This is a genomic window from Stutzerimonas sp. VN223-3, assembly GCF_045999685.1.
In the GTDB taxonomy this organism is placed as follows: Bacteria; Pseudomonadota; Gammaproteobacteria; order Pseudomonadales; family Pseudomonadaceae; genus Stutzerimonas; species Stutzerimonas stutzeri_AR.
In genome coordinates this window covers 1,868,347-1,890,162 of the sequence record NZ_RBEC01000001.1, presented here as the reverse complement: position 1 = coordinate 1,890,162, position 21,816 = coordinate 1,868,347, and the positions used below count along the sequence as shown (strand labels likewise).

Genomic DNA, 21,816 nt, shown 5'->3' with positions numbered 1-21,816 from the left:
TATGGACGCGACACGCAGAACCTCATCCACCGCTCACCCGCGGTTGCTTCAACGCTGGAATCGGATCGCCGGCTGGCTGCAGGCCGTTATCAGCGATTCCGTATTGTCGCTGGTCGCTCGCCTGGCGATTGCCGCCGTGTTCTTCTATTCCGGTCGGACCAAGGTCAGCGGCATACTGACGATCAAATCGGGCACGTACGATCTGTTCGAGACCGAATACGCACTGCCGCTGCTTTCGCCCCAGCTGGCGGCGCATCTAGCGACCTACGCCGAGCATCTGTTTCCCCTGCTGCTGGTGCTGGGCCTGCTGGCGCGGCTATCGGCGCTAGCGCTGTTGGGGATGACGCTGGTGATTCAGGTGTTCGTGTATCCCGACGCCTGGCCCACCCATCTGACCTGGATGGGCCTGCTGCTGATAATCGTCGGCCGCGGTGCAGGCTGGTGGTCGCTGGACCGACTGCTGGGAATTCGCTGAGCGATCCGCGTGAATGGTGGCCTGGATAAAACTCGACGGGCTGGTCGCAGTCCAAGGCCTGTCCGCGCATTGGAGGCGTCGCGCCGTTGCCGCGCATCCACCACCAGGAGACCCGATGGCCACTATCGACCTGCTGATCAGCGATTGCGATGGCGTGATCGTCGACAGCGAAATCATCAGCCACCGTGTGTTGTTCGAGGCGCTGAGCCTCCACGTCCCGGCCGAGCTACTGGGTGAAGCCTTGGAAGGCACCTTCGGCCTCACGGTGCCGAGCATCATCGACCTGATCGAAAAGCGCTTCGACCTGAAGATGCCATCGACCTTCGATGACGATCTGCGGCGCCAAAGCGAGAAAACGGTGGCAGAAGAAGTCCAGGCAATTCCGGGCGTGCGTGACGCGTTGCATGCCATTGATCTACCACTGGCCGTGGCGTCCAACAGCCGCCTGCACAACGTTGAATCATCACTGCGTCGCGCCGGGCTGAGCGAGCGGGTCGCGGGCAATATCTTCTGTGCTGAAATGGTGGCTTCGCCCAAGCCCGCCCCCGATGTTTATCTGCTGGCCGCCGAACGCATGGGCGTTGCGCCCGGGCATTGCCTGGTGGTCGAAGACAGCCCGACCGGCGTGCTGGCCGCGCGCACCGCCGGCATGCGGGTGATCGGCTTTACCGGTGCCAGCCATATTCCGGCCGGCCACGACCAAGCGCTGCGTGAGCTGGGAGTGTCGGCGGTGATCAGCGATATGCGTGACCTGCCGGCAGCGGTTACCCGGTTCTTGAAGAGCTGATCTGCGACCGCGGCGGCTGATTAACAAACTGCTCACCTTGCGCAACGGTCATTGTCCGGTCTTGTCTGTACTGAAACGGACGAATGGCGAGTAGCAGATGGTCGAGCGTTGGAAGTGGTTTCTCATCCGTATCAGCAAGCGGCCCTGGTTCAGAGCCAGCCTGTTTTCCGTCCTGGGTGTCGCGACTGCGCTGCTCGCTCTGGCTGTGGCGCCCTATATCCCTGACGACATCCCCACCAAGATCGGTTCGGATGCGGTCGATAACATCCTCGGGGTGCTCGCTTCGAGCATGCTCGCGGTCACCACCTTTTCGTTGAGCATCATGGTGGCGGCCTATGGTTCGGCGACCAGCAATGTCACCCCTCGGGCTATCTCGCTGTTGGTGGAAGACCCCACTACACAAAACACCCTGTCCACGTTCATCGGTTCGTTCATTTTCAGCCTGGTCGGCATTATCGCGCTGAGCACCGGCCTTTACGGCGACAAGGGTAGGGTCGTGCTGTTCGCGGTGACCATCGGTGTGGTCGTTCTTATCGTTTATGCGCTGTTACGCTGGATCGATCAGCTCTCAGGACTTGGCCGGGTCGCAGAGACGACCGCACGGGTGGAGGATGCTGCCACCAAAGCCTTGTGTCAGCGAATAGAGCAGCCATTTTTAGGCGGTTGTCCGTTGGTCGTCGATCCGCGGGCATTGCCCGGTGCCCGTCCCTTGTTCCCCACCAAGGTAGGCTTCGTGCAGCACATCGATATGCCTGCGCTAGGCCTGCTGACGAAGGAGGAGAGCAGCTCGGTCTATATTTGTGTTCTGCCCGGAACCTTCGTCGAACCGACTCAGCCAATCGCCTGGACGATTGGCATCGAGGACGAATGCGAGGGCCAGCTGCGTGATGCATTCATCATCGGCGCGCAACGGACCTTCGACCGCGACCCGCGTTTCGGAGTCACTGTGCTTGCCGAGATTGCCTCGCGAGCCTTGTCGCCGGCCATGAACGATCAGGGAACGGCCATCGACGTCATCGGTCGGGGCGTTCGGGTGCTTTCCCACCTCTCCAGACCTGTCGCTCCCGAGGAACCGCTATTTCGCCGTGTATTCGCGCCGGGGCTGAGCGTGGCTGACATGCTCGATGATTTCTTCACCCCAATCGCCCGGGATGGCGCGGCGCTGATCGAAGTCGGAATCCGCCTGCAGCAAGGACTGGCATCGTTGGGGCGCCTTGGCGATGCGGCGGTTACGGTCGCTGCGAACCGACATGTCGAACTGGCGCTGAAACGTGCTGAAGCTGCACTCGTTCTGCCCGAAGACACGCAACGCTTGCGGCAACTGGCGGGAGAATCCGGGCTGTTGGAGCACGCAAACTAGCGAAGGACAACCGGTCGCAGTTCTGCTGTTGGGAAACCTTACTTTTCCTTTACGTCCGCTTCACACGAAGCTGACTGTCATAGGCGTAGAGTTCTGTTCAGGCTGATGGAACAGTCTGCTCCCTTGGGTGGGTTGGCCGCGACCTGGTTGTTGATGTCGAAACAGCTATCGAGACGCGGCGGCCCGCTGCTTTTTGCCTGGGCTGCTTGGGCAGGATCGCCGCGTTGCGCCAGCATGACGTCGGCAATTATCTGGATTGCCGATACTGCGTTGGAAATCGCTTAAAAAGGCTCATATACGGCTCTTCAGCGATTCCCGTCTTGTCTTGGCCGGCTTGCCAACGTTTTCGCCGACCTGCTAGAAGCGGGGCGTTTAAATCATCTTTTTCCATCGTGGAGAGACCAGTCACCATGATTCTTCGTAAAAACTTCATGGCTGTCGTGGCCGGCGTGGCGTTGTTTGGCCAGACGCTCGTCGCTCACGCCGAGCTGCCGGATTTCACGCCGCTGGTCGAAAGTGCCTCGCCAGCAGTAGTCAACATCAGTACCAAGCAGAACCAACCCATGCGTGGCGCACAGGCGCAGATGCCTGACCTCGAAGGCATTCCGCCTATGTTCCGCGAGTTTTTCGAGCGCGGGATGCCGCAGCAGCCGGATCGCCGTCGAGAGGTGCAGTCGCTGGGGTCGGGGTTCATCATTTCCGAAGATGGCTATGTGCTGACCAATAATCACGTAGTGGCTGACGCCGATGAAATCATGGTCCGCCTGCCCGACCGTAGTGAGCTGCAAGCCAAGCTGGTAGGGGCCGACCCGCGAAGCGATGTCGCCTTGCTGAAAATCGAAGGAGATGGTCTGCCGACGGTAAAGCTAGGCAACTCCGAGGAGTTGAAGGTGGGCGAGTGGGTCGTCGCCATCGGCTCGCCGTTTGGGTTCGATCACACCGTAACCGCTGGTGTGGTCAGCGCCACCGGCCGCAGCCTGCCGAACGAGAGCTATGTGCCTTTCATTCAGACGGATGTGGCAATCAATCCGGGTAACTCCGGTGGGCCGCTGTTCAATCTGGAAGGCGAGGTCGTTGGCATAAACTCACAAATCTTCACCCGCTCCGGTGGCTTCATGGGCTTGTCGTTCGCGATCCCTATCGACGTCGCCATGGACGTCGCCAATCAATTGCGTGAAGACGGGAAAGTCAGCCGCGGCTGGCTCGGCGTGGTAATTCAGGAAGTAAACAAGGACTTGGCCGAGTCCTTCGGTCTCGAACGTCCGGCCGGTGCGCTCGTTGCACAGGTCATGGATGGCGGCCCGGCGGCCAAGGGTGGTTTGCGAGTGGGCGATGTAATCCTGAGCCTGAATGGCAAGTCCATCGATATGTCCGGTGACCTGCCGCACCTGATCGGCGCGATTAAGCCGGGCACCGAAGCCAAGCTCGAGGTGGTGCGCGATGGTGACCGCGAAACCCTGACTATCGATATTGGCGCGTTGCCGGAAGATGGCGATCTCCTTGCGTCCGCTGGCGGCTCGGGTGGAGCCACGCACAGCGACAATCGCTTGGGCGTTTCCGTGACAGCACTGACGGACGCGCAACGTCAGGCGCTTGAAATCTCGGGTGGCGTGGTAATCAGCGATATCAGCCAGGGCCCTGCCGCGATGATTGGCCTACGTCCGGGTGATGTGATTACCCACCTCAACAATGAAGCCATCGATTCGGTCGACACGTTCAGCCAGGTCGTCAAGGATTTGCCGAACAACCGCTCCGTGTCGATGCGTGTACTCCGTGAAGGACGGGCGAGCTTCATTACCTTCAAGCTGCCGAAATAGCGGCCAGATCTGTCCGATTCGCTGCTCCAGGCCCGCTTGATGCGGGCCTTTTTTTGCCCGCGTGAGGCAGCGTGGCTGGATAAGGATGCAAAGATATGGGATCGAACTCGCGAAGGTTTTGGCGGCTCCATATGGTTTGAGCCGACTTTCGCGAGATTTCGATGAAAATGATTTTGCTGCTGGGCTTGTTCCTGCTGCCGTTGACGGTTACGGCCGATCCGCTGGAGCTGGAACGTGAACTGAACGACCTGAATCTCGACGTGCAGATCAGCGAGCTGGACACCGATACCCAGGCTGGCATCGAGTCAGGATTGGTACAGGTGCTGATCACCAATCACGAGCGCTTCAAGGTAGCCTGCCAGCTGCATCCAGGCGATACCGAGGCTGCGCCAGGGTTGGACGAATCGCCGATCTCGATTATCGCTCCGGGTGGCCGCGGCGCGCTTACCATGAGCGGTGAATACGGGGATTCGACCCTCAACGCGCTGTTGACCTGCATACGCGATGAATGACGGGATTCGAACAGGTGAATCTTTTACCTGATATCCGATTCGAAAGACCTGACAACAGGTGCTTGCTACTTCATATGAGCGAATGAACTGGTCTGAAGCAAATGCTCTCCAAAGTGCTAATACTCGTCTCGCGCGGATCGCTTAAGCTAAACCGTTCCGCTCGGCGCTGTATCGTTTCGCCAAAGGATTTATCAACGCCCTGATTCAGCCAGGGCGCCCAGGGGTAGCTATTTTGAATCAGGCAAGTGGAGCGAAACCGGCCCGTTCGGTACCGTTGCGCAGCCGTTTGCTGGCAATCGCGCTTGCCGGGATTATGCCTTTGGCGCTAGTGGCCGGGCTGGGCCTGGTATCGATCGTCAACGACCAGAAGCAATTGGCGAAACAGCGCAGCCTCGAAGCCACGCGCTTGGCCGCCACAGCCGTCGAGGTTGAACTCAAGCGCTCCTTGGACGTGCTGCAGGCGTTGTCGCAGTCATCGTTGCTCGAAGAGGGCGATATCGACGGCTTCTCCGTCATGGTCCGGCGCGTGTTGCCCTCTGTGCCCAGCTGGTATGCGCTACTCATCATTACTCCGGAGGGTGAGGTTATTCGGCGCGTTTCGCAGCACGACTCGCCTGCATCCAAGACGATCGCCGAGCCGCGCAGCTTCGCTGAAGTGATGCGCACTGGCGAGCCGCAGGTCGGCAACATGGGGCTGGGGCCCGGCGGGGTGTGGGGGATTCCCATACGTGTGCCTGTCGGTATCGAGGCGGGCGCCCGCTATGTCCTGACGGCTGTGCTCAAGCCCGAATCCATCCTTGAAGTCATCAGCAACCGTCGGCTGCCTCCGGGTTGGGTTACCACTGTGCTGGACGCCTCGGGTAGGCGTATCGCGCGCTCCCAACGACACCTGGAGACAGTGGGCCAGTCGGCCTCGCCGACACTCGCGCAGATGCTCATGGACAATCCCGCCGATGAGGGCATCGGGATGTCCATGACATTGGAGGGTTCCTCGGTTTATACCGCCTTCGTTCGTCTGCATCCGTCCAGGTGGGTCGTCGCGACAGGCGTGCCCACCCAGATGGTAGAAGCCGGTGCTGTGCGGGCCTATACCTTGTACGGCGGTGGGTTGCTGCTTTCTATGTTCTTCGCGGTGGCCGCGGCGTTGTTCGCGACGCGGCGTATCAACGTGCCGATGCGCCAACTTCGACGTGCCGCCCAGGCTATTGGCCGGGGCCAGTCGGTCCAGGCGCCGAATAGCGAAATCGAAGAAGTGCGAGAGGTCGGTCGTGCCCTGGCTTCTGCTGCACAGGCGCTCCAAGCGAGCGAAGCCGAGCGCGACAGCATGCTGTCACGGCTGGAGCTGGCGCAGCGGGATCTTACCCAGCAAGTAAGCGATCTCGAAGTGCTGCAGGCGTTAGGTAACCGCCTGCTGCAATTGCCGACGCTGGCTGCTCAGCTCGACGCGATTGTCGATGCGTTGTGCGAGCTGCACGGCGCAACTCATGGATTGCTGGCGCTCAGCGATGGCGCGTCGCCCTTGCGCATTCACGCATCGAAGGGATTTTCAGCCGCTTCACTGGAACTCATGGACAACGTAGCGCCCGGGCTCGGCGCTTGCGGTGCGGCGATACAGAATGGCTGTCGGGTAGTGGTGACAGACACCGAAACCGATTTGCGTTTTACTGAGTTTCTTGCGGTATCCCGTACCGAAGGGTTTCGCTCTGCTCACAGCACGCCGATCCGGCATAGCGATGGCAGTGTTCTGGGCACGCTGACCGTGCAGCTCAAAGAGCCGCGACCACCGACCGAGCGGGAGATCCGCCTGGCCGACCTCTCGGCCGGTCTTGCCGCGGTATTCATCGATCGGGCGCGGGCACAGACCAAGGCGGGCATGCTTGAAAGACGGCTGCAGGTGGCGCTGGACTCGTCTACCGTCCCGTTCGCCATCCTCTCGCCACACCTTGATGCTGCAGGTGAGTTGCATGACTTTCGGCTGGACTTCATCAATCCAACCGGTGCCACGAGCTTGCACGGAATGGTCGTGGAGCTGACGGGACGTCGCCTCAGCGAAGTACTCGGGCCCAATGCCAATCCGCAAGCCATGGGCACGCTGGTGGCGGTGGCGACGCAGCAGCAGCCGCGTGATGTGGAGATGCGTAGCACGGCCTTTGACAGCGAACGTTGGGTGCGCCTGATCGCCACACCCTTCGAGCACAGGCTCGCCGTCTGGTTTGCCGACGTCACCGAGTCCAAACGCCAGGAGCAGGCGATCCTGGAGTCTGATCGACGCAAGGATGAATTCCTCGCGACCTTGGCCCATGAGCTGCGTAACCCGCTGGCACCGATACGCCTGGCAGCCGGCATCTTCGGCTCACCCGCTGCATCCGAGGCGCAGAAGCTGCGTAGCCAGCAGATCATTGAGCGGCAGGTCCGTCACATGGCGTTGTTGTTGGACGACCTGCTCGATATATCCCGCATCACCCTGGGCAAGCTGATACTCCGCAAGGAGTCGCTGGACCTGAGGGCAGTGGTCGATGGTGCCGTCGAGACGGTTCGCGCCAAGATCGAAGCGAAACAACATGAGCTTATCGTGAAGCTGCCCGCGGAGCCGATCCTGCTGGACGCCGACCCGCTCCGGCTCGAACAGATCCTCACCAATCTGCTGAACAACGCTGCCAAATTCACCGCCAATGGTGGGCGGATCAGCATCAGCGCCGCGCTGAACGGCGAGATGGCGACCATTTCGGTGGCAGACAACGGCCTGGGTATCGCTCGTGAAAACCTCAAGCTGATTTTCGAGCGATTCGCACAGATACCCACAGCCGGGATGCAGGTCAACAGTGGTCTGGGTATCGGTCTGGCGTTGGCCAGAGGGTTGGCGAATCTGCACGGCGGGGATATTCGCGTCAGCAGCGCGGGGCTGGGTCTGGGTGCAGAATTCATTCTGAGTCTGCCGGCAATGGCGGTAGCACAATCCGGTCGGCAACCCAGCGAGCGTGGCGGAGTTACGGTCCGCACGCGGCGGATTCTGGTTGCCGACGACAACCGCGACATCGCCGAAACCATGGCCGAAATCCTCCGGCTGGAAGGCCACGAGGTGTATCTGGCTTTCGACGGTATCGAGGCGTTCAAGCGCTACCAGGAGCTCGATCCGGAAGTGGTGTTGTTGGACATCGGCATGCCTGGCCTGCGCGGCGATGAAGTAGCGCGGTTGATTCGAGCGCACCCTGTTAATGCGGACGTCCTGTTGGTGGCCATTACTGGCTGGGGGCAGCCGAGCGACAAGGAGAACGCGCTGGCGGCGGGTTTCGACATCCATATGACCAAGCCAGTCGACATTGCCCGGTTGATCTCGGTGGTGGGCGCCTGACGTTGCGTCTGTGCCGGGCCGCTCGGCGGGGGTATCTTCTATTTGGTTTGTGCTGTAGAAACGCTGGACGCCAATCGCTTTCTTGCATTCGAATGCACTGGCCAGTCGGCCGGATGGTAAAGCCGATGTAGCGATGAATTTTCTGGCACGCAGCGTGCCTTGCTTTGTCTATCGGGAGATCGCCGTCGATCGCCTGATAAAGGATGGTGTGGTATCGGGAGAGACTGCAACGGCATCGCCGTATGCAGCGCCGAAGGAGCAACCGCCCCGGAAACTCTCAGGCAAAAGGACCGATATCGCGGGTGAACTCTGAAGAGCCGCCAGGCTTCGTCGCTTGGCGCACCGAAGGAGCAAACGAGGACCGGCTACGCCAGCTCTCGTGAAACTCTCAGGTCCAGAACAGAGGGGGCGCCTGATCCGCATGTGCGGGCGGGCTCTAACCTGTTGACGTTCTGGAGCTGCAAAATGAAGACGATCGCTGTCGTTGGTGGTGGTATTACCGGCATCACCACTGCCTATGCGCTGGCCAAGCGCGGTTTCACCGTGACCCTTTTCGAAAAGCACCGCTACGCCGCGATGGAAACTTCCTTCGCTAATGGTGGCCAGCTTTCTGCCTCCAACGCGGAGGTGTGGACCCATTGGTCGACCATCCTCAAGGGCCTCAAGTGGATGCTCAAAAACGATGCGCCGTTGCTGGTCAATCCCAAGCCCAGCTGGCACAAGCTCTCCTGGTTCGCCGAGTTCATCGGCTCCATCCCGCAATACCGCAACAACACCATCGAGACCGCACGCCTGGCCATCGCTGCCCGTGAACACTTGTTCGCCTGGGCAGAGGACGAGGGCATCGATTTCGATCTGAAAAAGGCCGGCATCCTGCACATCTACCGCGACAAGGCCGGCTTCGATCATGCCGGCAAGGTGTCCACGCTATTGGCTCAGGGCGGCTTGCCGCGCCGTAGCGTGACGCTGGACGAGATGCGCGCCATCGAGCCGACCCTGGCAGGACAGTATTACGGCGGCTACTACACCGAATGCGACTCCACTGGCGACATCCACAAATTCACCAATGGCCTTGCAGCGGCGGCCATTCGCCTGGGCGTAAATTGCCGTTACGGCGAGGACGTCAAACATGTCGCGGCCGACGGCAACGGTGCCAGCGTGACCATTGCCACGCCAGGCGGCGAAGAGCGCCTGGATTTCGATGCCATGGTCGTCTGCGCCGGCACCGCCAGTCGAGCACTGGCTGCGCAACTGGGCGATCGGGTGAACATCTATCCGGTTAAGGGTTACTCGATAACGGTCAACCTCAACGACGAGGCCAGCCGTGCGGCTGCACCGACCGTCAGCCTGCTGGACGACGAAACCAAACTGGTAACCAGCCGCCTCGGCGACCACCGTCTGAGAGTGGCTGGCACCGCCGAGTTCAACGGCTACAACCGCGACATCCGCGCCGACCGTATTCGTCCGCTGGTGGATTGGGTCGCCGAATGTTTCCCCGGCATTAGCACTCAAAGCGTCATCCCCTGGGCCGGGCTGCGCCCGATGATGCCGAACATGATGCCCAAGGTCGGCCGCGGTAAGTCGCCCTGCGTGTTCTACAACACCGGCCACGGGCATCTCGGCTGGACCCTGTGTGCCATCACTGCGGACATGATCGGCGACGTGGTCGTCCAGTCGCTGGGCTCAGCGAACCCGACTCACAATACGACCCGGCAGGCCGCGTTGGTTTGATCTGGTTGTGGCTGCGGCGTTAGCGCCGCAGTCATTCAATCATCGCGCGTCAGCACTTCCAGCAGCTCGATTTCGAAGATCAGGTTCGAGTTCGGCCTGATGTGCTCGCCGATCTGTCGTTCGCCGTAGGCGAGGTGAGCGGGGACGAAAAGTTTGCGTTTGCCTCCAACTTTCATGCCCATCAGGCCCTGGTCCCAGCCTTTGATCACACGCCCGGTGCCGATCACGCATTGGAAGGGCTTGCCGCGATCATAGGAGGAGTCGAAGGTGGTGCCGTCTTCGAGCTGGCCGCGGTATTCAGTAGTGATTAGCGCACCCTTGACGACTGCCTTGCCGTCGCCCAGCAGGATGTCCTCGATTTGCAGCTCGTTGCTCATAAATTCTTCTCTGGAGGGGCATCGCCGCATCAGACCTCATCCAAGGGATGCGGGTTACCTTGTTCTTTTGCTGTGGGCGAGCGCCCGGGGTTCTGTGGGAGCGGGGCAAGCTGCTTATTCTACTGAACAGACGAGTCGATGATGTCGTCCCAGTCACGATGCTTCTTTACATAGGCGGCGACGAACCCGCAGACGGGCACAACGCGCTTGCCGCGCCGGCGAGCATCGTCGAGCGACTGGCGAATCAATATGCTGCCCATGCCCTGGCCTTCGAGGCTCTGATCCACTTCGGTGTGGGTGAATATCTGGCGGTCGCCGTCCTGCCGATATTCGGCAAAGCCGAGCGCTTTGCCATCGATTTCCAGCAGGTAACGCTGTTGGTCTTCGTCGTGTCGGACGTTCGCGTTGTTCTCACTCATCGGTAGGTTTCCTTCTGATGATATGCAGGGGGAAGGCGCCGCGAATACTGGCTAGGAATATCCTGTATCCCCGTGTGACGCCGAGCTACAGCTCATCGACCAGTCGTTTGCCCAGTTCCGTGCCGTGCTCGAGCGCTTCGTCGAAGCTGCGGTAATGCTGCGTCTGATCGACGTTCACCGGGACTACGATCTCGCGGTCTTTCACCACCTCGGCCCCCACGGCCCAGAGTGTTTCACCGAAGGTTTCGTACTCGTAACCGGTGATATGCACGATGATGTCGTGGTCGCGATAGATCAGTCGATGACTGTGCGGAATCTGGTGGTTGCTGCCGCTCGGTATGTGTGCGGGCGTATCGAAGTAGGGTTGTTCTGCGTCCGGTTTGACTGCCTTGCTCATCGCTGGATCTCCGGGTCGGTGGTCTAGCTTGGGCCCGGTGCGGCCATGCATGTTCCCGCTTGGTGTGGCATCGGCGACGGACGCACTCCTGGCTCCGCCCAGCGCGACTTCGACGGCACGGTTTTACGAAATACAGCTTTCACGTCCGAAAGACGCATCGCAACGTCGTCCGATGGGAATGACCATACGGTTCTGCAAATTCGCAGAGCCTTTCTGCAGCGGTCCGTATTGTTCTCAAGTGTTATCCGGCTAGGATCGACCAACCCTGTGCCGCTTCGACCGGCGCGATCTGAAATCAATGGAAGAAAACAGCATGGCTGAACGCGAAATCGTCATTGTCGGCGCCGTCCGTACACCGATTGGCTCCTACGGCGGCGCGCTGAAGGACGTCGACCTGATTTCCCTTGCCACTACCGCCTGTCGCGGCGTTCTGGAGCGTTCCGGCACGCCGCCGGAAGCGGTTGGCCACGTGGTGATGGGCAACGTAATACCCACCGAACCCCGAGACGGCTATCTGGCGCGAGTGGCCGCCGTGGATGCTGGCATTCCGCTGGAAACGCCTGCGTTCAACGTCAACCGCCTGTGCGGGTCGGGCCTGCAGGCGGTAATCTCCGCCGCGCAGTCGATCCTGCTCGGCGATACCGATGTGGCCATCGGTGGCGGAGCCGAAAGCATGAGCCGCGGGCCGTTCATCCTGCCCAATCTGCGCTGGGGCGCGCGCCTCGGTGACAGCACGGCGATCGACTACATGAACACGCTGTTGCACGATCCCTGGGGTAAATTTCACATGGGCGTGACCGCAGAAAACGTCGCCGAACGCTACGGCATCAGCCGTGAACAGCAGGACGCATTGGCATTGGAGAGCCAGCAGCGTGCCGCCCGTGCGCTGGAGAACGGCTACTTCCGTGAGCAGATCGTTCCGGTCGAGATCGCTACCCGCAAGGGCAGCGTTTTGTTCGACACCGACGAGCATCTGCGCCCGGATCTCACGGCCGAACGACTCGCCACACTGAAACCGGTGTTCAAGAAGGAAAACGGCACCGTGACCGCGGGCAACGCGTCCGGTCTGAACGATGGTGCTGCGGCGCTGATACTGGCCGAGGCGGGACGGGCAAAGGCACTCGGGCTAACGCCCATGGCGCGATTGGTCGGTTATGCCCATGCAGGTGTCGATCCGGCTTACATGGGCATCGGTCCGGTGCCGGCGGTGCGCAAGGTGCTGGAGCGCACCGGTATCCGTCTGGAACAAATCGATGTGATCGAAGCCAACGAAGCCTTCGCCGCCCAAGCCTGCGCGGTGATGCAGGAGCTCGGCATGGACCCGGCGCGGGTCAATCCCAACGGCTCAGGCATCTCGCTCGGGCATCCGGTGGGTGCCACGGGCGCGATCATCAGCGTCAAGGCGGTGCATGAACTGCAGCGCATCCAGGGCCGCTACGCGCTGGTCACCATGTGCATCGGCGGCGGGCAGGGAATCGCGGCGATCTTCGAGCGGGTCTGATCGGTAGAAGCCGGCATCCCGTCGGGCGCGGTTGGTCTTCGATTGAAGATTTCTCCGCGCCAGCCGACAAGGCTGTAGCGAGGTGATTTCGCCGCACGAGACTGGCTTTCTATCAGGACTATCCATGAATAACGCATCCGCCACCGACTCCTTATCGCTTCTGCTGTTCACGCTTCGCAGTGGCAAGCAGATGGCGATCAATTTGTTGAAGGTCAGCGAGATAATCCCGACCCCGTCATTGACCCGTCTGCCCGAGGCGCACCCCCATGTACGGGGCGTCGCCACGCTGCGTGGTCAGCCGCTGTCGGTCATCGATCTGAGCCTGGCCATCGGCATGGCGCCGCTGCAGGATCCGAAAGGCGGCTGCCTGATCGTCACCGAAATCAGCCGATCGAAGCAGGGTTTGCACGTGCAGTCGGTGGTCAGGATCGTCCACATCCAGTCCTCGAAAATTATGCCGCCGCCCTACGGTGCACGAATCAGTTCGTTCATTACCGGGACGGCCGACATCGACGGTGAGCTGATTCAGATCCTCGACGTGGAAAAGGTGATGCATAACATCGCGCCGGTTCCGATCGAGGCAGACATTTCCCACCTCGATGACCAGGACGCACAACTGCTCACCGAAACCCGCGCGCTGATTGTCGATGACAGTCAGGTGGCGATTCACATGTCGGTATCGGCGCTGAGCAAGATGGGCGTGACCTGCCACGCGGTGCGTAGCGCTCGCGAAGCCTTCGAGAAGCTCGACAGCCTGAAGGACAGCTACGAGGCGATCAATGTCGTGGTTTCGGACATCGAAATGCCCGAAATGGACGGTTATACCTTCACCCAGGCGTTGCGTAAGCACCCGGATTACGCCTCCCTCTACGTACTGCTGCACACCTCGCTAGATAGCACGATGAGCACCGACAAGGCCAAGGCGGCCGGCGCCAATGACATTCTGACGAAATTCTCTCCGCCGGAACTGGCCAAATCCATGCTGCGCGCTGCGCGGGTGATTCATCTGGGCGAGGGTGCGTCGGTCGCCTGAGCGAGCGGGCGCTTCCGGGTAGCGCGCCCAACCTGTAGAAGCGAGCTTGCTCGCGAACGCTTCTGGCCTCGTGTGGCAGCTGATCGCGAGCAAGCTCGCTCCTACAAAAGCAGTCTGTTGAGTGGGGCGCGACGAGATGTTCCATCGGTTCGCCCGATCAGACCGAGGTCTGGAGGGGGCACTTTCTGTAGGAGCGAGCTTGCTCGCGAACGCATTGAGCCCGGTGCGGCAGCTCTTCGCGAGCAAGCGCGCTCCTACCTAAAGCTGGGTTTGGGTAGACGAGCGGCGCCTACTCAGGCGCCATATTTGCCGAAGCTCGCGTCGCGTGTGTTGACGTACAACGCATAGATCGAATGGCTGCTAGCCATGAACAACCGGTTGCCCTTGCTGCCACCGAAGCACAGGTTGGCGCAACGTTCCGGCAAGCGGATCTTGCCGATCGCCGTGCCCTGCGGGTTGAAAATCATCACACCGTCCAGTTCCGCCGTGTCGGCTTCCGGTGAGCCCGAGCTGCCCCATCCACACCAGAGATTGCCGTCCTCGTCGCAGGCGATTCCATCAAGCGCGCCGTGGGTTTGCGCCTCGATGTGCTTGCGGCGCTCGCCCAGGGTGCCGTCATCGTTGACCGGATAGGCCCAGACGAGGCGATTGGGCTTGGCGCGGCCTTCGACTACATAAAGCGCTTTCTCGTCCGGCGAGAAACAAATGCCGTTGGGGCCGGCGATCGAGTCGATTACTCGGGTCACCGTACCGGTTTCGCCATCGATGCGGTAAACCGCGTCTGGTAGCTCGGTCTGGATCTTGTGGCCTTCGTAATAGTTGGTGGTCTGGAAGGGCGGGTCGGTGAACCAGATCGAGCCGTCCCGTTTGACCGCCAGATCGTTGGGCGAATTGAAGCGCTTACCCTCGAAGCTGTCCGCGAGCACCGTGATGCTGCCGTCCGGTTCGGTGCGGGTGACTCGGCGGCCCTGGCCGTTGGTGGTCGAGCCTTCACAGACCAGCAGTCGTCCCTGCAGATCGCGCGCCAGGCCATTGGAGTGGTTCGAGGGCTCGCGATAGACATCGAACGAACCGGTGATTTCATCCCAGCGCATGATCCGGTTTTCTGGAATGTCGCTGACCAGCAGGTAGCGCCCATCGCCGACCCAGACCGGACCTTCGGCCCAGCGCATGCCAGTGGCGAGCCGCTCGACGCTGGCGTTGAACAGTCGGTACTTGGCGAAGCTCTCGTCGAGAATCTCAACCAACTCATCTGGATACCGCTGAGTCAGCGGCTCGGCGATGGCGAGCCGAGACAGCCCCAGACTTCCCATCGAGGCGACACCCGCCGACACCATCAGCGAGTTTTTCAGAAAGGCGCGGCGGGCACTGCATTGGTCGTCGATCGCGGAGTCATCTTTGCTTACTGTCATCGTGGTGCGTCCTAGGTAGAGGTCTTTTTGTGGGCAAAGGCGTGCGTCTCTGCCGAGCGTCGACAGAGAAGTGGATGCAGGTGAGTTCAGTGGTTCAGGTGAGGTGGGCTGTGCGCGTGAGGTAACGGCAGCGACAGGCGTGCGGGAGCTGGAGCGGGTGAAAGGGACATGTCGATTTCCGTTGTTATTGTTGAGTCATGTCATCGTACAACCTGCTTCAGTATTGTTAGCGCCCAGCGGCTTGTCAAAGGCAATCCTGCGATGAATTGGCTATTCCAGTGCGATGCTCGTCTCAATGACGGGTTCGTAGTGATCGTATGACTCCGCCTAGCTTCATCGCGCCTGCGAAGACAATGCGACGTAGAATGGCGTGCTACGAAACAGTCCAAGGTAGCTAGCGGTGGATTTACAGCAGGGCTTCGTCCTGACCCGGCACTGGCGCGACACGGCGGCAGGCACTGAGGTGGAATTCTGGCTGGCGACCAACGCTGGCCCGCGTCGGCTCCGGGTTCCGTACCAGCCTTCGGTTGCGTTCATTCCCGCAGAGCAACAGCGCAAGGTCGAAATGCTGCTCAAGGGCGAGCGCGACGTCGAATTGCGCCCGCTGAGCCTGACCGATTTTCGTCACCGACCGGTGGTCGGCCTGTACTGCAAGCAGCATCGGCAATTGATGAATCTGGACAAGCGTCTGCGCGCCGCGGGGCTCGATGTCTATGAGGGCGACATACGCCCACCTGAGCGTTATCTGATGGAGCGCTTCATTACCGCACCCGTCAGCTTCAACGGTCAGCCGGATGCGGAGGGCGCGTTGGTCGAGGCGCAGATCAAGCCCGCACCGCACTACCGGCCGCAACTCCGGCTGGTCTCGCTGGACATCGAAACCACCATGCGCGGCGAGCTGTATTCCATTGCGCTGGAAGGCTGCGGCCAGCGTCAGGTCTATATGCTCGGGCCAGTCAACGGCGACGCCGGCACGGTGGATTTCCAACTGGAATATTGCGACAGCCGCAAGCAGTTAATCGAGCGGCTGAACGACTGGCTGGCGTTGCATGATCCAGACGCCATCATCGGCTGGAACCTGGTGCAGTTCGATCTGCGCGTGTTGCGTGAACAGGCCCAGCGCTATCAGGTGCCGTTGCGGCTGGGGCGCGGTGGCGACGAGATGGCCTGGCGCGAGCATGGCAGCCGCAGCAACCACTTCTTCGCGGCGGCGGCGGGGCGGTTGATCATCGATGGCATCGAGGCGTTGCGCTCGGCGACCTGGAGCTTCCCCTCGTTCAGCCTGGAAAACGTCGCGCAAACGCTGCTTGGCGAAGGCAAGGCGATCGACACGCCGTACCAGCGCATGGACGAAATCAACCGCATGTTCGCCGAGGACAAGCCGGCTCTTGCGCGCTACAACCTCAAGGATTGCGAGCTGGTCACGCGAATCTTCCACAAGACCGAACTGCTGACTTTCCTGCTTGAACGCGCCACGGTCACCGGCTTGCCGGCCGATCGTAGCGGGGGTTCGGTGGCCGCTTTCGAACACCTCTACATTCCGCTGATGCACCGCCAGGGCTTCGTTGCCCCCAACCTCGGCGAGCGGCCGCCCGAAGCCAGTCCCGGCGGCTTCGTGATGAACTCGCAACCGGGCCTGTATGAGTCGGTCCTGGTACTGGATTACAAGAGCCTGTACCCGTCGATCATCCGTACCTTTCTCATCGATCCAGTGGGTTTGGTCGAAGGGATGCGCCATCCCGACGACAGCGAGTCGGTACCGGGTTTTCGCGGTGCACGCTTTTCTCGGGCGCGGCATTGCCTGCCAGCCATTGTCGAGCGCGTCTGGGACGGGCGCGAGACGGCCAAGCGCGAAGGCAACAAGCCGCTTTCACAGGCGCTGAAGATCATCATGAACGCCTTCTACGGCGTGCTCGGTTCCAGCGGTTGCCGCTTCTTCGACCCGCGCCTGGCTTCGTCCATTACGCTGCGCGGGCATGAAATCATGCGCCGCACGCGGGAGCTGATCGAAGCCGAGGGCTACAGCGTGATTTACGGCGACACCGATTCCACTTTCGTCTGGCTAAAAAGCGCGCACAGTGACGAGGATGCCGCGCGCATCGGCAAGCGGCTGGTACAGCGGATCAACCTGTGGTGGCGTGAGCATCTGCAGCACGAGTTCGGCTTGGAAAGCGCGTTAGAGCTGCAATTCGAAAGCCATTTCAAACGCTTTTTGATGCCCACCATTCGCGGTGCGGAGGAGGGCAGCAAGAAGCGCTACGCCGGGCTGGTCACGCGCCCCGACGGCAGCGATGGGTTGGTCTTCAAAGGACTGGAAACCGTCCGCACCGACTGGTCGCCACTGGCCCAGCAATTCCAGCAGGAGCTGTACCGGCGCATCTTCAACCGCGAGCCGTACCAGGACTACGTGCGCGACTATGTACACCGCACCCTGGATGGTGAGCTGGATGAACTGCTGATCTTCCGCAAGCGATTGCGCCGTCGCCTGGATGACTACGAGCGCAACGTGCCGCCGCACGTGCGTGCCGCGCGAATCGCCGACGACTACAACCTGCAACAGGGCCGCCAGCGCCAATATCAGAACGGCGGCTGGATCAGCTACCTGATCACCGTGGCAGGCCCGGAGCCCTTGGAAGTGCGACGCGCGGCAATCGATTACGACCATTACGTGACACGCCAGCTGCAGCCGATCGCGGACGCCATCCTGCCGTTCGTGGAGGACAGCTTTTCGGCGCTGATCGATGAACAGCTCGGTCTGTTTTGAGCTCAAGCGCGAAGAAATTCTCGACCGAAGCGTTATCTGTCCGAATCCCTGGGGCATTGTCCTGTATAGCGCTGTGCAAGATGCTCGACAGGCACACCGCATGCGAACTGTAACGCCAGGAGGCGGTTGTGCAGGGAGCGACGCCACCAGCCGTCGCGCTGCCAACGCCGCGGGTCGACGCGGATGCCGTCATCCAGGCGAATGAAATCGCCGTGCTTGCGTAAACATTTCACCAATTGGACTTCTTCGAACAGCGGCCAGGGGCTGTGCTGTCCGCAGCGTTCGTAGGCCTCGGTTGCGACGAACAGGCCTTGGTCACCGTAGGGCACGCCGAACCGACAGCGCAGGCCGATCAGCTGCTCGAGCAGCTTGCCTTGCCAGCCTGTCCGACCGGCAAAACGGAAACTGAAATAGCCGCCGACCGCACCGCTGGCGATTGCGTTCTGCATCTCCGACAGCGGATTGCCGTGCAGTTGGGCATCGGCGTGCAGAAACCATAACAGCGGATGTCGGGCTTGGCTTGCGCCCAGGCGCAGCTGCTCGCCGCGGCAAGGGTTGGTCGGCAGCCAACGTGCCGCATGTCGCTCGCAAAGGTCTCGGCACTGCTCGTTATTGGCGCCATCCACGACAATTATTTCGCAGGCTACTTCAGCTGTTGCGAACAACTCGCCGAGGCCGCCCAGTAGCCGCGCCAAGGCATGTTCGTCCCGCCAGCAGGGAACGATCACGCTGATGCCGCTGCGCTCAGGCATCGCTGCCAATTCCGAGCCGCTGAAGCAGGCACAGCAGCTGGCGACGCGCAGGGCGATCATCGCCGAGCAGCGTGGTTGCTAGGTGCGAGAGGTCTTCGGCGTGGTCGATGTCGAACGACTCGCCAGCGATGACGACACTGTGTCCATCGTGGCGACACAGCTGCGCGAGGGAGCTGCCGAGGTGATCGGTACTCCAGGGCAGCGCAACGAGATCAGGCCATGGAAGGTTGGAAGCCATCAGTACGACGCCGCCATCGCGCGCACCGAGCAAAACGGTATCAAACGATTGCAGCAGGTCGCTGACGGTCCGATAGTCGTCCGGGAGCAGGGCGGGGCAATCGCTGCCGATGAATATCAGCTGGCGCCGGCCTTCGTGGCGCAGTTGGCGGTCCAGCTCGTTCAGGCGCTGGCCGAGGTTGCCGTCGGATTGCGCTATGCAGGTCGCCTCGCCGCCGAGCGAGCTCGCCCACGTCAGGTGTTGTTCCTGATCCGGCGCAATCACCCGTGTGCCTGGCCATTGACGCAGGTCTTCCAGCGCACAGTTGAGCAGCGCCTGTGCCACGACCAACGCCGACTGTTGCCCCAGCGTTGCGGCCAGTCGCTGTTTGGCGTGGCCCAATGCCGGTCGTTTGCACAGCAGGACCAGGCAGGGCGCGGCGGTCTGTTTTGCTGTGGTCGGATCTATAAGCAACGTGGTCTCCTGGCGGTCGGGTGTCGGGTTCTCGGCAGGCTTGGCTATGCTTTGACGGAGGACGTTCGGCGTTGTGCGTTTCTTCGGCAGTCTGGATTTCGAACCGTCCTGTGCCTCCAAAATCAGCATCTGGAGTAGCGACTGTCATGCGTGACACTTTACCTCTGCTCGATGCGTTGAGCTTCCCGCCGATTCGCCGTGCACATTTTGAGGCGCTGCAAGTCAACCTGACCTACCGCTGCAATCAGCGTTGTCTGCATTGCCATGTCAACGCCGGACCGACTCGCGCAGAGGCCATGACCGACGACAGCCTGGCCTTGCTGCATCAGGTTATCGACGCGCATCCGGTGCAGACTTTGGACCTTACTGGCGGCGCGCCTGAGATGCACCCGCGCTTTCGTGAAATCGTTGTGCATGCTCGTCGCGAAGGGCTGAGGGTAATCGATCGCTGCAATCTGACGATTCTCAGTGAGCCTGGTTACGAGGAGCTCGCCGCGTTTTTGGCCGAGCAGCAAGTCGAGGTGACCGCCTCGTTGCCTTGTTATTCGCGGGAAAACGTCGACCGGCAGCGTGGCGATGGCGTGTTCGAAGCCAGCATTGCCGGGTTGCTCCAGCTCAATGCGTTGGGTTACGGGGAAGAGGGCGGCGGGCTGATTCTCAACCTGGTGTACAACCCGCAGGGTCCCACGTTGCCGCCACCACAGGCGCAGCTGGAGGCCGACTACAAGGCGCATCTGGCTGAAGATTTCGGCATTCGCTTCAATCACTTGCTGACCATCACCAACCAGCCGATTGCACGCTTCGGCAGCACGTTGGTGAGCAAGGGGCAGTTCAGCGACTACATGCAGCTGCTGCGCGATAGCTACCGGCCGGAAAACCTTGGCGGGGTGATGTGTCGCAATCTGATCAGCGTCGACTGGCAGGGCTACCTGTACGACTGTGATTTCAATCAGATGCTCGAACTACCCATGCCACTGCCTGGCCTGATCGATCGGGACCGCGCACACCTGCGCGATCTGCTGAAGTCAACGAGCCTGGACGGCAACCCCATCGCCACCCGTGATCACTGCTACGCCTGCACTGCCGGGCAAGGATCGAGCTGCGGTGGCGCACTGAGGGACTGAAACGGCGCCGAGGAACGGGCACACCGGATTTTAATGCTTTCAGTTATCCGTATATGAATTTAATTGTTGAATTAATGCGTATGCGTAGTAACCTTCGCTTAGTTGCAATAACCAGGCGGAGCTGAAGATGAAACTCGAACAGGCGGTCAGCAAACCGGATATCACCTCACCCGATGCCGGGCGAGTGGCGCTGACGTTCTTCTTCAATCTGATGGGCTTGTGGAATTGCAACGCCGATCAACAACGCGTCCTATTGGGTTCGGTGGGCAATACCACTTACTTCAAATACAAGAAACTTCCGGAAGTTCGTTTGCCACGCGACACGCTGGAGCGGATCTCCTACTTGATGGGTATCCACAAGGCGCTGCGCATCATCTTCAGTAACCAGGCCGAACGGGGTTACGAATGGGTGCACAAACCCAATGACGCGGCGCCCTTCAACGGCTCGAGCGCGCTCGATTACATGCTCGGCGGTCAGGTGGTGGATCTTGCGGATGTGCGCCGTTATCTCGACGGAGTGCGCGGCTGATGCCGCGGCAGGATCTCCTACCGGGATGGCGTAAAGCGTATCGGCTGATCAACAGCTCGTTTCCGCCGTTGGCGGTATTCGAAGATACCTTGAGCCCGGACGATCTGGACATTGCCTTCGCTCTGGAAGCCATGACCAATGACCGTTTGCGCGAGGAAGCCGGCGCATTGCAACGCGTCGCGCCTGGCGATCGTGTCAGTGGCCCCGGTTCGACAGTGGTGATGGCCGCATTCACCCATATCGGCAAACTCAGCCGTTTCAGCGACGGCAGCTACGGTGTTTATTACTGCGCCAACTCGATCGATGCGGCTATTGCCGAAACCAAGTTTCATCAAGAGCGGTTTCTTGCAGCGACTCGCGAGGCGAACGTGGAAATCACCATGCGCGCATATGTGAACAAAGTGGTTAAACCGCTCATTGACGTGCGCGACATGCCCGAGCTGCATCAGCCCGATCCGGCTGCCTATGGCAGCAGCCAGGCGTTCGCCCGCGGGCACCGAGACGGCAAGATTTGGGGACTGTTGTACCGAAGCGTACGACTGGAAGGGCACGAATGCGTCGCAGCGTTCCGCCCGCAGGCGGTCTCGCTGCCTGTCCAGGGGCCGCACTTTCGGTACGTCTGGGATGCAAAGGCAGGCGCCATCACTCACGTTCTGGAAATTACCGAAATGCGGGTCTGAGCTGTCGCACTGTGGCGTGGGGTAATGCGCCAATCGAAGCGGGCTGGATATCTTGAGAGGATTCCCAACGCCACAGGTTTCGTAGCGGAGTTGGCACGACCTC

19 protein-coding genes and 1 riboswitch are annotated in these 21,816 nt (G+C 60.8%); of the genes, 13 read left to right on the top strand and 6 right to left on the bottom strand.

Features of this window, described 5'->3' with window-relative positions:
• Position 1 precedes the first annotated feature (1 nt).
• The 7 genes from D7241_RS08475 to D7241_RS08445 all read left to right on the top strand — a co-directional run bounded on the left by D7241_RS08475 (position 2) and on the right by D7241_RS08445 (position 10,034).
• Complete coding sequence (locus tag D7241_RS08475) at positions 2 to 475, top strand: DoxX family protein (RefSeq protein WP_408101110.1); 474 nt, start codon at positions 2 to 4, stop codon at positions 473 to 475.
• Between the two features lie 115 nt (positions 476 to 590).
• The gene (locus tag D7241_RS08470; RefSeq protein ID WP_408101109.1) at positions 591 to 1,262 is read left to right on the top strand and encodes an HAD family hydrolase; all 672 of its coding nucleotides are present in this window, start codon (positions 591 to 593) and stop codon (positions 1,260 to 1,262) included.
• Between the two features lie 97 nt (positions 1,263 to 1,359).
• Positions 1,360 to 2,622: a DUF2254 domain-containing protein gene (locus D7241_RS08465; protein ID WP_408101108.1), complete on the top strand. Its 1,263-nt coding sequence runs from the start codon at positions 1,360 to 1,362 to the stop codon at positions 2,620 to 2,622.
• A 410-nt stretch (positions 2,623 to 3,032) separates the two neighbouring features.
• Positions 3,033 to 4,439, top strand: a complete 1,407-nt coding sequence (locus D7241_RS08460; protein ID WP_408101107.1) for a DegQ family serine endoprotease — start codon at positions 3,033 to 3,035, stop codon at positions 4,437 to 4,439.
• Between the two features lie 161 nt (positions 4,440 to 4,600).
• On the top strand, positions 4,601 to 4,951 hold the full coding sequence (locus D7241_RS08455; RefSeq protein WP_408101106.1) for a hypothetical protein: 351 nt from the start codon (positions 4,601 to 4,603) through the stop codon (positions 4,949 to 4,951).
• Between the two features lie 232 nt (positions 4,952 to 5,183).
• Positions 5,184 to 8,303 (top strand): ATP-binding protein, encoded by a 3,120-nt coding sequence (locus D7241_RS08450; protein ID WP_408101105.1) that lies wholly within the window; start codon positions 5,184 to 5,186, stop codon positions 8,301 to 8,303.
• 205 nt (positions 8,304 to 8,508) lie between these two features.
• Positions 8,509 to 8,606, top strand: a riboswitch (glycine riboswitch).
• A 162-nt stretch (positions 8,607 to 8,768) separates the two neighbouring features.
• Entirely contained in the window at positions 8,769 to 10,034 is a 1,266-nt protein-coding gene (locus D7241_RS08445; RefSeq protein WP_408101104.1) for a D-amino acid dehydrogenase, read from the top strand.
• 35 nt (positions 10,035 to 10,069) lie between these two features.
• On the opposite strand, the gene D7241_RS08440 is transcribed toward D7241_RS08445, so the two are convergent.
• The 3 genes from D7241_RS08440 to D7241_RS08430 all read right to left on the bottom strand — a co-directional run bounded on the left by D7241_RS08440 (position 10,070) and on the right by D7241_RS08430 (position 11,227).
• The gene (locus D7241_RS08440; RefSeq protein WP_408101103.1) at positions 10,070 to 10,411 is read right to left on the bottom strand and encodes an FKBP-type peptidyl-prolyl cis-trans isomerase; all 342 of its coding nucleotides are present in this window, start codon (positions 10,409 to 10,411) and stop codon (positions 10,070 to 10,072) included.
• Between the two features lie 119 nt (positions 10,412 to 10,530).
• Entirely contained in the window at positions 10,531 to 10,830 is a 300-nt protein-coding gene (locus D7241_RS08435) for a GNAT family N-acetyltransferase (protein ID WP_408101102.1), read from the bottom strand.
• A gap of 85 nt (positions 10,831 to 10,915) precedes the next feature.
• The gene (locus D7241_RS08430) at positions 10,916 to 11,227 is read right to left on the bottom strand and encodes a hypothetical protein (RefSeq protein ID WP_408101101.1); all 312 of its coding nucleotides are present in this window, start codon (positions 11,225 to 11,227) and stop codon (positions 10,916 to 10,918) included.
• 313 nt (positions 11,228 to 11,540) lie between these two features.
• Between D7241_RS08430 and D7241_RS08425 the strand changes: the two genes are divergently transcribed.
• Positions 11,541 to 12,728, top strand: a complete 1,188-nt coding sequence (locus D7241_RS08425; RefSeq protein WP_408101100.1) for an acetyl-CoA C-acyltransferase family protein — start codon at positions 11,541 to 11,543, stop codon at positions 12,726 to 12,728.
• A gap of 124 nt (positions 12,729 to 12,852) precedes the next feature.
• Positions 12,853 to 13,761: a chemotaxis protein CheV gene (locus tag D7241_RS08420; RefSeq protein WP_408101099.1), complete on the top strand. Its 909-nt coding sequence runs from the start codon at positions 12,853 to 12,855 to the stop codon at positions 13,759 to 13,761.
• Positions 13,762 to 14,054: 293 nt separating this feature from the next.
• On the opposite strand, the gene D7241_RS08415 is transcribed toward D7241_RS08420, so the two are convergent.
• Positions 14,055 to 15,173 (bottom strand): SMP-30/gluconolactonase/LRE family protein, encoded by a 1,119-nt coding sequence (locus D7241_RS08415; protein WP_408101098.1) that lies wholly within the window; start codon positions 15,171 to 15,173, stop codon positions 14,055 to 14,057.
• A 400-nt stretch (positions 15,174 to 15,573) separates the two neighbouring features.
• Between D7241_RS08415 and D7241_RS08410 the strand changes: the two genes are divergently transcribed.
• Entirely contained in the window at positions 15,574 to 17,937 is a 2,364-nt protein-coding gene (locus tag D7241_RS08410; protein WP_408101097.1) for a DNA polymerase II, read from the top strand.
• 32 nt (positions 17,938 to 17,969) lie between these two features.
• Here D7241_RS08410 and D7241_RS08405 read toward each other — a convergent pair whose 3' ends face one another.
• Both D7241_RS08405 and D7241_RS08400 read right to left on the bottom strand, forming a co-directional pair.
• The gene (locus D7241_RS08405; protein ID WP_408101096.1) at positions 17,970 to 18,689 is read right to left on the bottom strand and encodes a glycosyltransferase; all 720 of its coding nucleotides are present in this window, start codon (positions 18,687 to 18,689) and stop codon (positions 17,970 to 17,972) included.
• On the bottom strand, positions 18,682 to 19,380 hold the full coding sequence (locus D7241_RS08400) for a DUF2064 domain-containing protein (RefSeq protein WP_408101095.1): 699 nt from the start codon (positions 19,378 to 19,380) through the stop codon (positions 18,682 to 18,684). The genes D7241_RS08405 and D7241_RS08400 overlap by 8 nt, the downstream gene beginning before the upstream one ends.
• Positions 19,381 to 19,526: 146 nt before the next feature.
• Between D7241_RS08400 and arsS the strand changes: the two genes are divergently transcribed.
• The 3 genes from arsS (at position 19,527) to D7241_RS08385 (ending at position 21,713) form a co-directional block, all read left to right on the top strand.
• The gene (gene arsS / locus D7241_RS08395) at positions 19,527 to 20,504 is read left to right on the top strand and encodes an arsenosugar biosynthesis radical SAM (seleno)protein ArsS (protein WP_408101094.1); all 978 of its coding nucleotides are present in this window, start codon (positions 19,527 to 19,529) and stop codon (positions 20,502 to 20,504) included.
• 127 nt (positions 20,505 to 20,631) lie between these two features.
• Positions 20,632 to 21,033: an MbcA/ParS/Xre antitoxin family protein gene (locus D7241_RS08390; RefSeq protein WP_408101093.1), complete on the top strand. Its 402-nt coding sequence runs from the start codon at positions 20,632 to 20,634 to the stop codon at positions 21,031 to 21,033.
• On the top strand, positions 21,033 to 21,713 hold the full coding sequence (locus D7241_RS08385) for an RES family NAD+ phosphorylase (RefSeq protein ID WP_408101092.1): 681 nt from the start codon (positions 21,033 to 21,035) through the stop codon (positions 21,711 to 21,713). The genes D7241_RS08390 and D7241_RS08385 overlap by 1 nt, the downstream gene beginning before the upstream one ends.
• Positions 21,714 to 21,816 lie beyond the last annotated feature (103 nt).

Excerpts from the sequence above, each read along its gene's own strand:
- D7241_RS08465 (WP_408101108.1), top strand. The coding sequence starts at position 1,360 with ATGGTCGAGCGTTGGAAGTGGTTTCTCATCCGTATCAGCAAGCGGCCC.
- D7241_RS08390 (WP_408101093.1), top strand. The coding sequence starts at position 20,632 with ATGAAACTCGAACAGGCGGTCAGCAAACCGGATATCACCTCACCCGAT.
- D7241_RS08420 (WP_408101099.1), top strand. The coding sequence starts at position 12,853 with ATGAATAACGCATCCGCCACCGACTCCTTATCGCTTCTGCTGTTCACG.
- D7241_RS08470 (WP_408101109.1), top strand. The coding sequence starts at position 591 with ATGGCCACTATCGACCTGCTGATCAGCGATTGCGATGGCGTGATCGTC.
- D7241_RS08455 (WP_408101106.1), top strand. The coding sequence starts at position 4,601 with ATGAAAATGATTTTGCTGCTGGGCTTGTTCCTGCTGCCGTTGACGGTT.
- D7241_RS08460 (WP_408101107.1), top strand. The coding sequence starts at position 3,033 with ATGATTCTTCGTAAAAACTTCATGGCTGTCGTGGCCGGCGTGGCGTTG.
- D7241_RS08385 (WP_408101092.1), top strand. The coding sequence starts at position 21,033 with ATGCCGCGGCAGGATCTCCTACCGGGATGGCGTAAAGCGTATCGGCTG.
- D7241_RS08445 (WP_408101104.1), top strand. The coding sequence starts at position 8,769 with ATGAAGACGATCGCTGTCGTTGGTGGTGGTATTACCGGCATCACCACT.
- D7241_RS08440 (WP_408101103.1), bottom strand. The coding sequence starts at position 10,411 with ATGAGCAACGAGCTGCAAATCGAGGACATCCTGCTGGGCGACGGCAAG.
- D7241_RS08425 (WP_408101100.1), top strand. The coding sequence starts at position 11,541 with ATGGCTGAACGCGAAATCGTCATTGTCGGCGCCGTCCGTACACCGATT.
- D7241_RS08405 (WP_408101096.1), bottom strand. The coding sequence starts at position 18,689 with ATGCCTGAGCGCAGCGGCATCAGCGTGATCGTTCCCTGCTGGCGGGAC.
- D7241_RS08435 (WP_408101102.1), bottom strand. The coding sequence starts at position 10,830 with ATGAGTGAGAACAACGCGAACGTCCGACACGACGAAGACCAACAGCGT.
- D7241_RS08475 (WP_408101110.1), top strand. The coding sequence starts at position 2 with ATGGACGCGACACGCAGAACCTCATCCACCGCTCACCCGCGGTTGCTT.
- D7241_RS08430 (WP_408101101.1), bottom strand. The coding sequence starts at position 11,227 with ATGAGCAAGGCAGTCAAACCGGACGCAGAACAACCCTACTTCGATACG.
- D7241_RS08415 (WP_408101098.1), bottom strand. The coding sequence starts at position 15,173 with ATGACAGTAAGCAAAGATGACTCCGCGATCGACGACCAATGCAGTGCC.
- arsS (WP_408101094.1), top strand. The coding sequence starts at position 19,527 with ATGCGTGACACTTTACCTCTGCTCGATGCGTTGAGCTTCCCGCCGATT.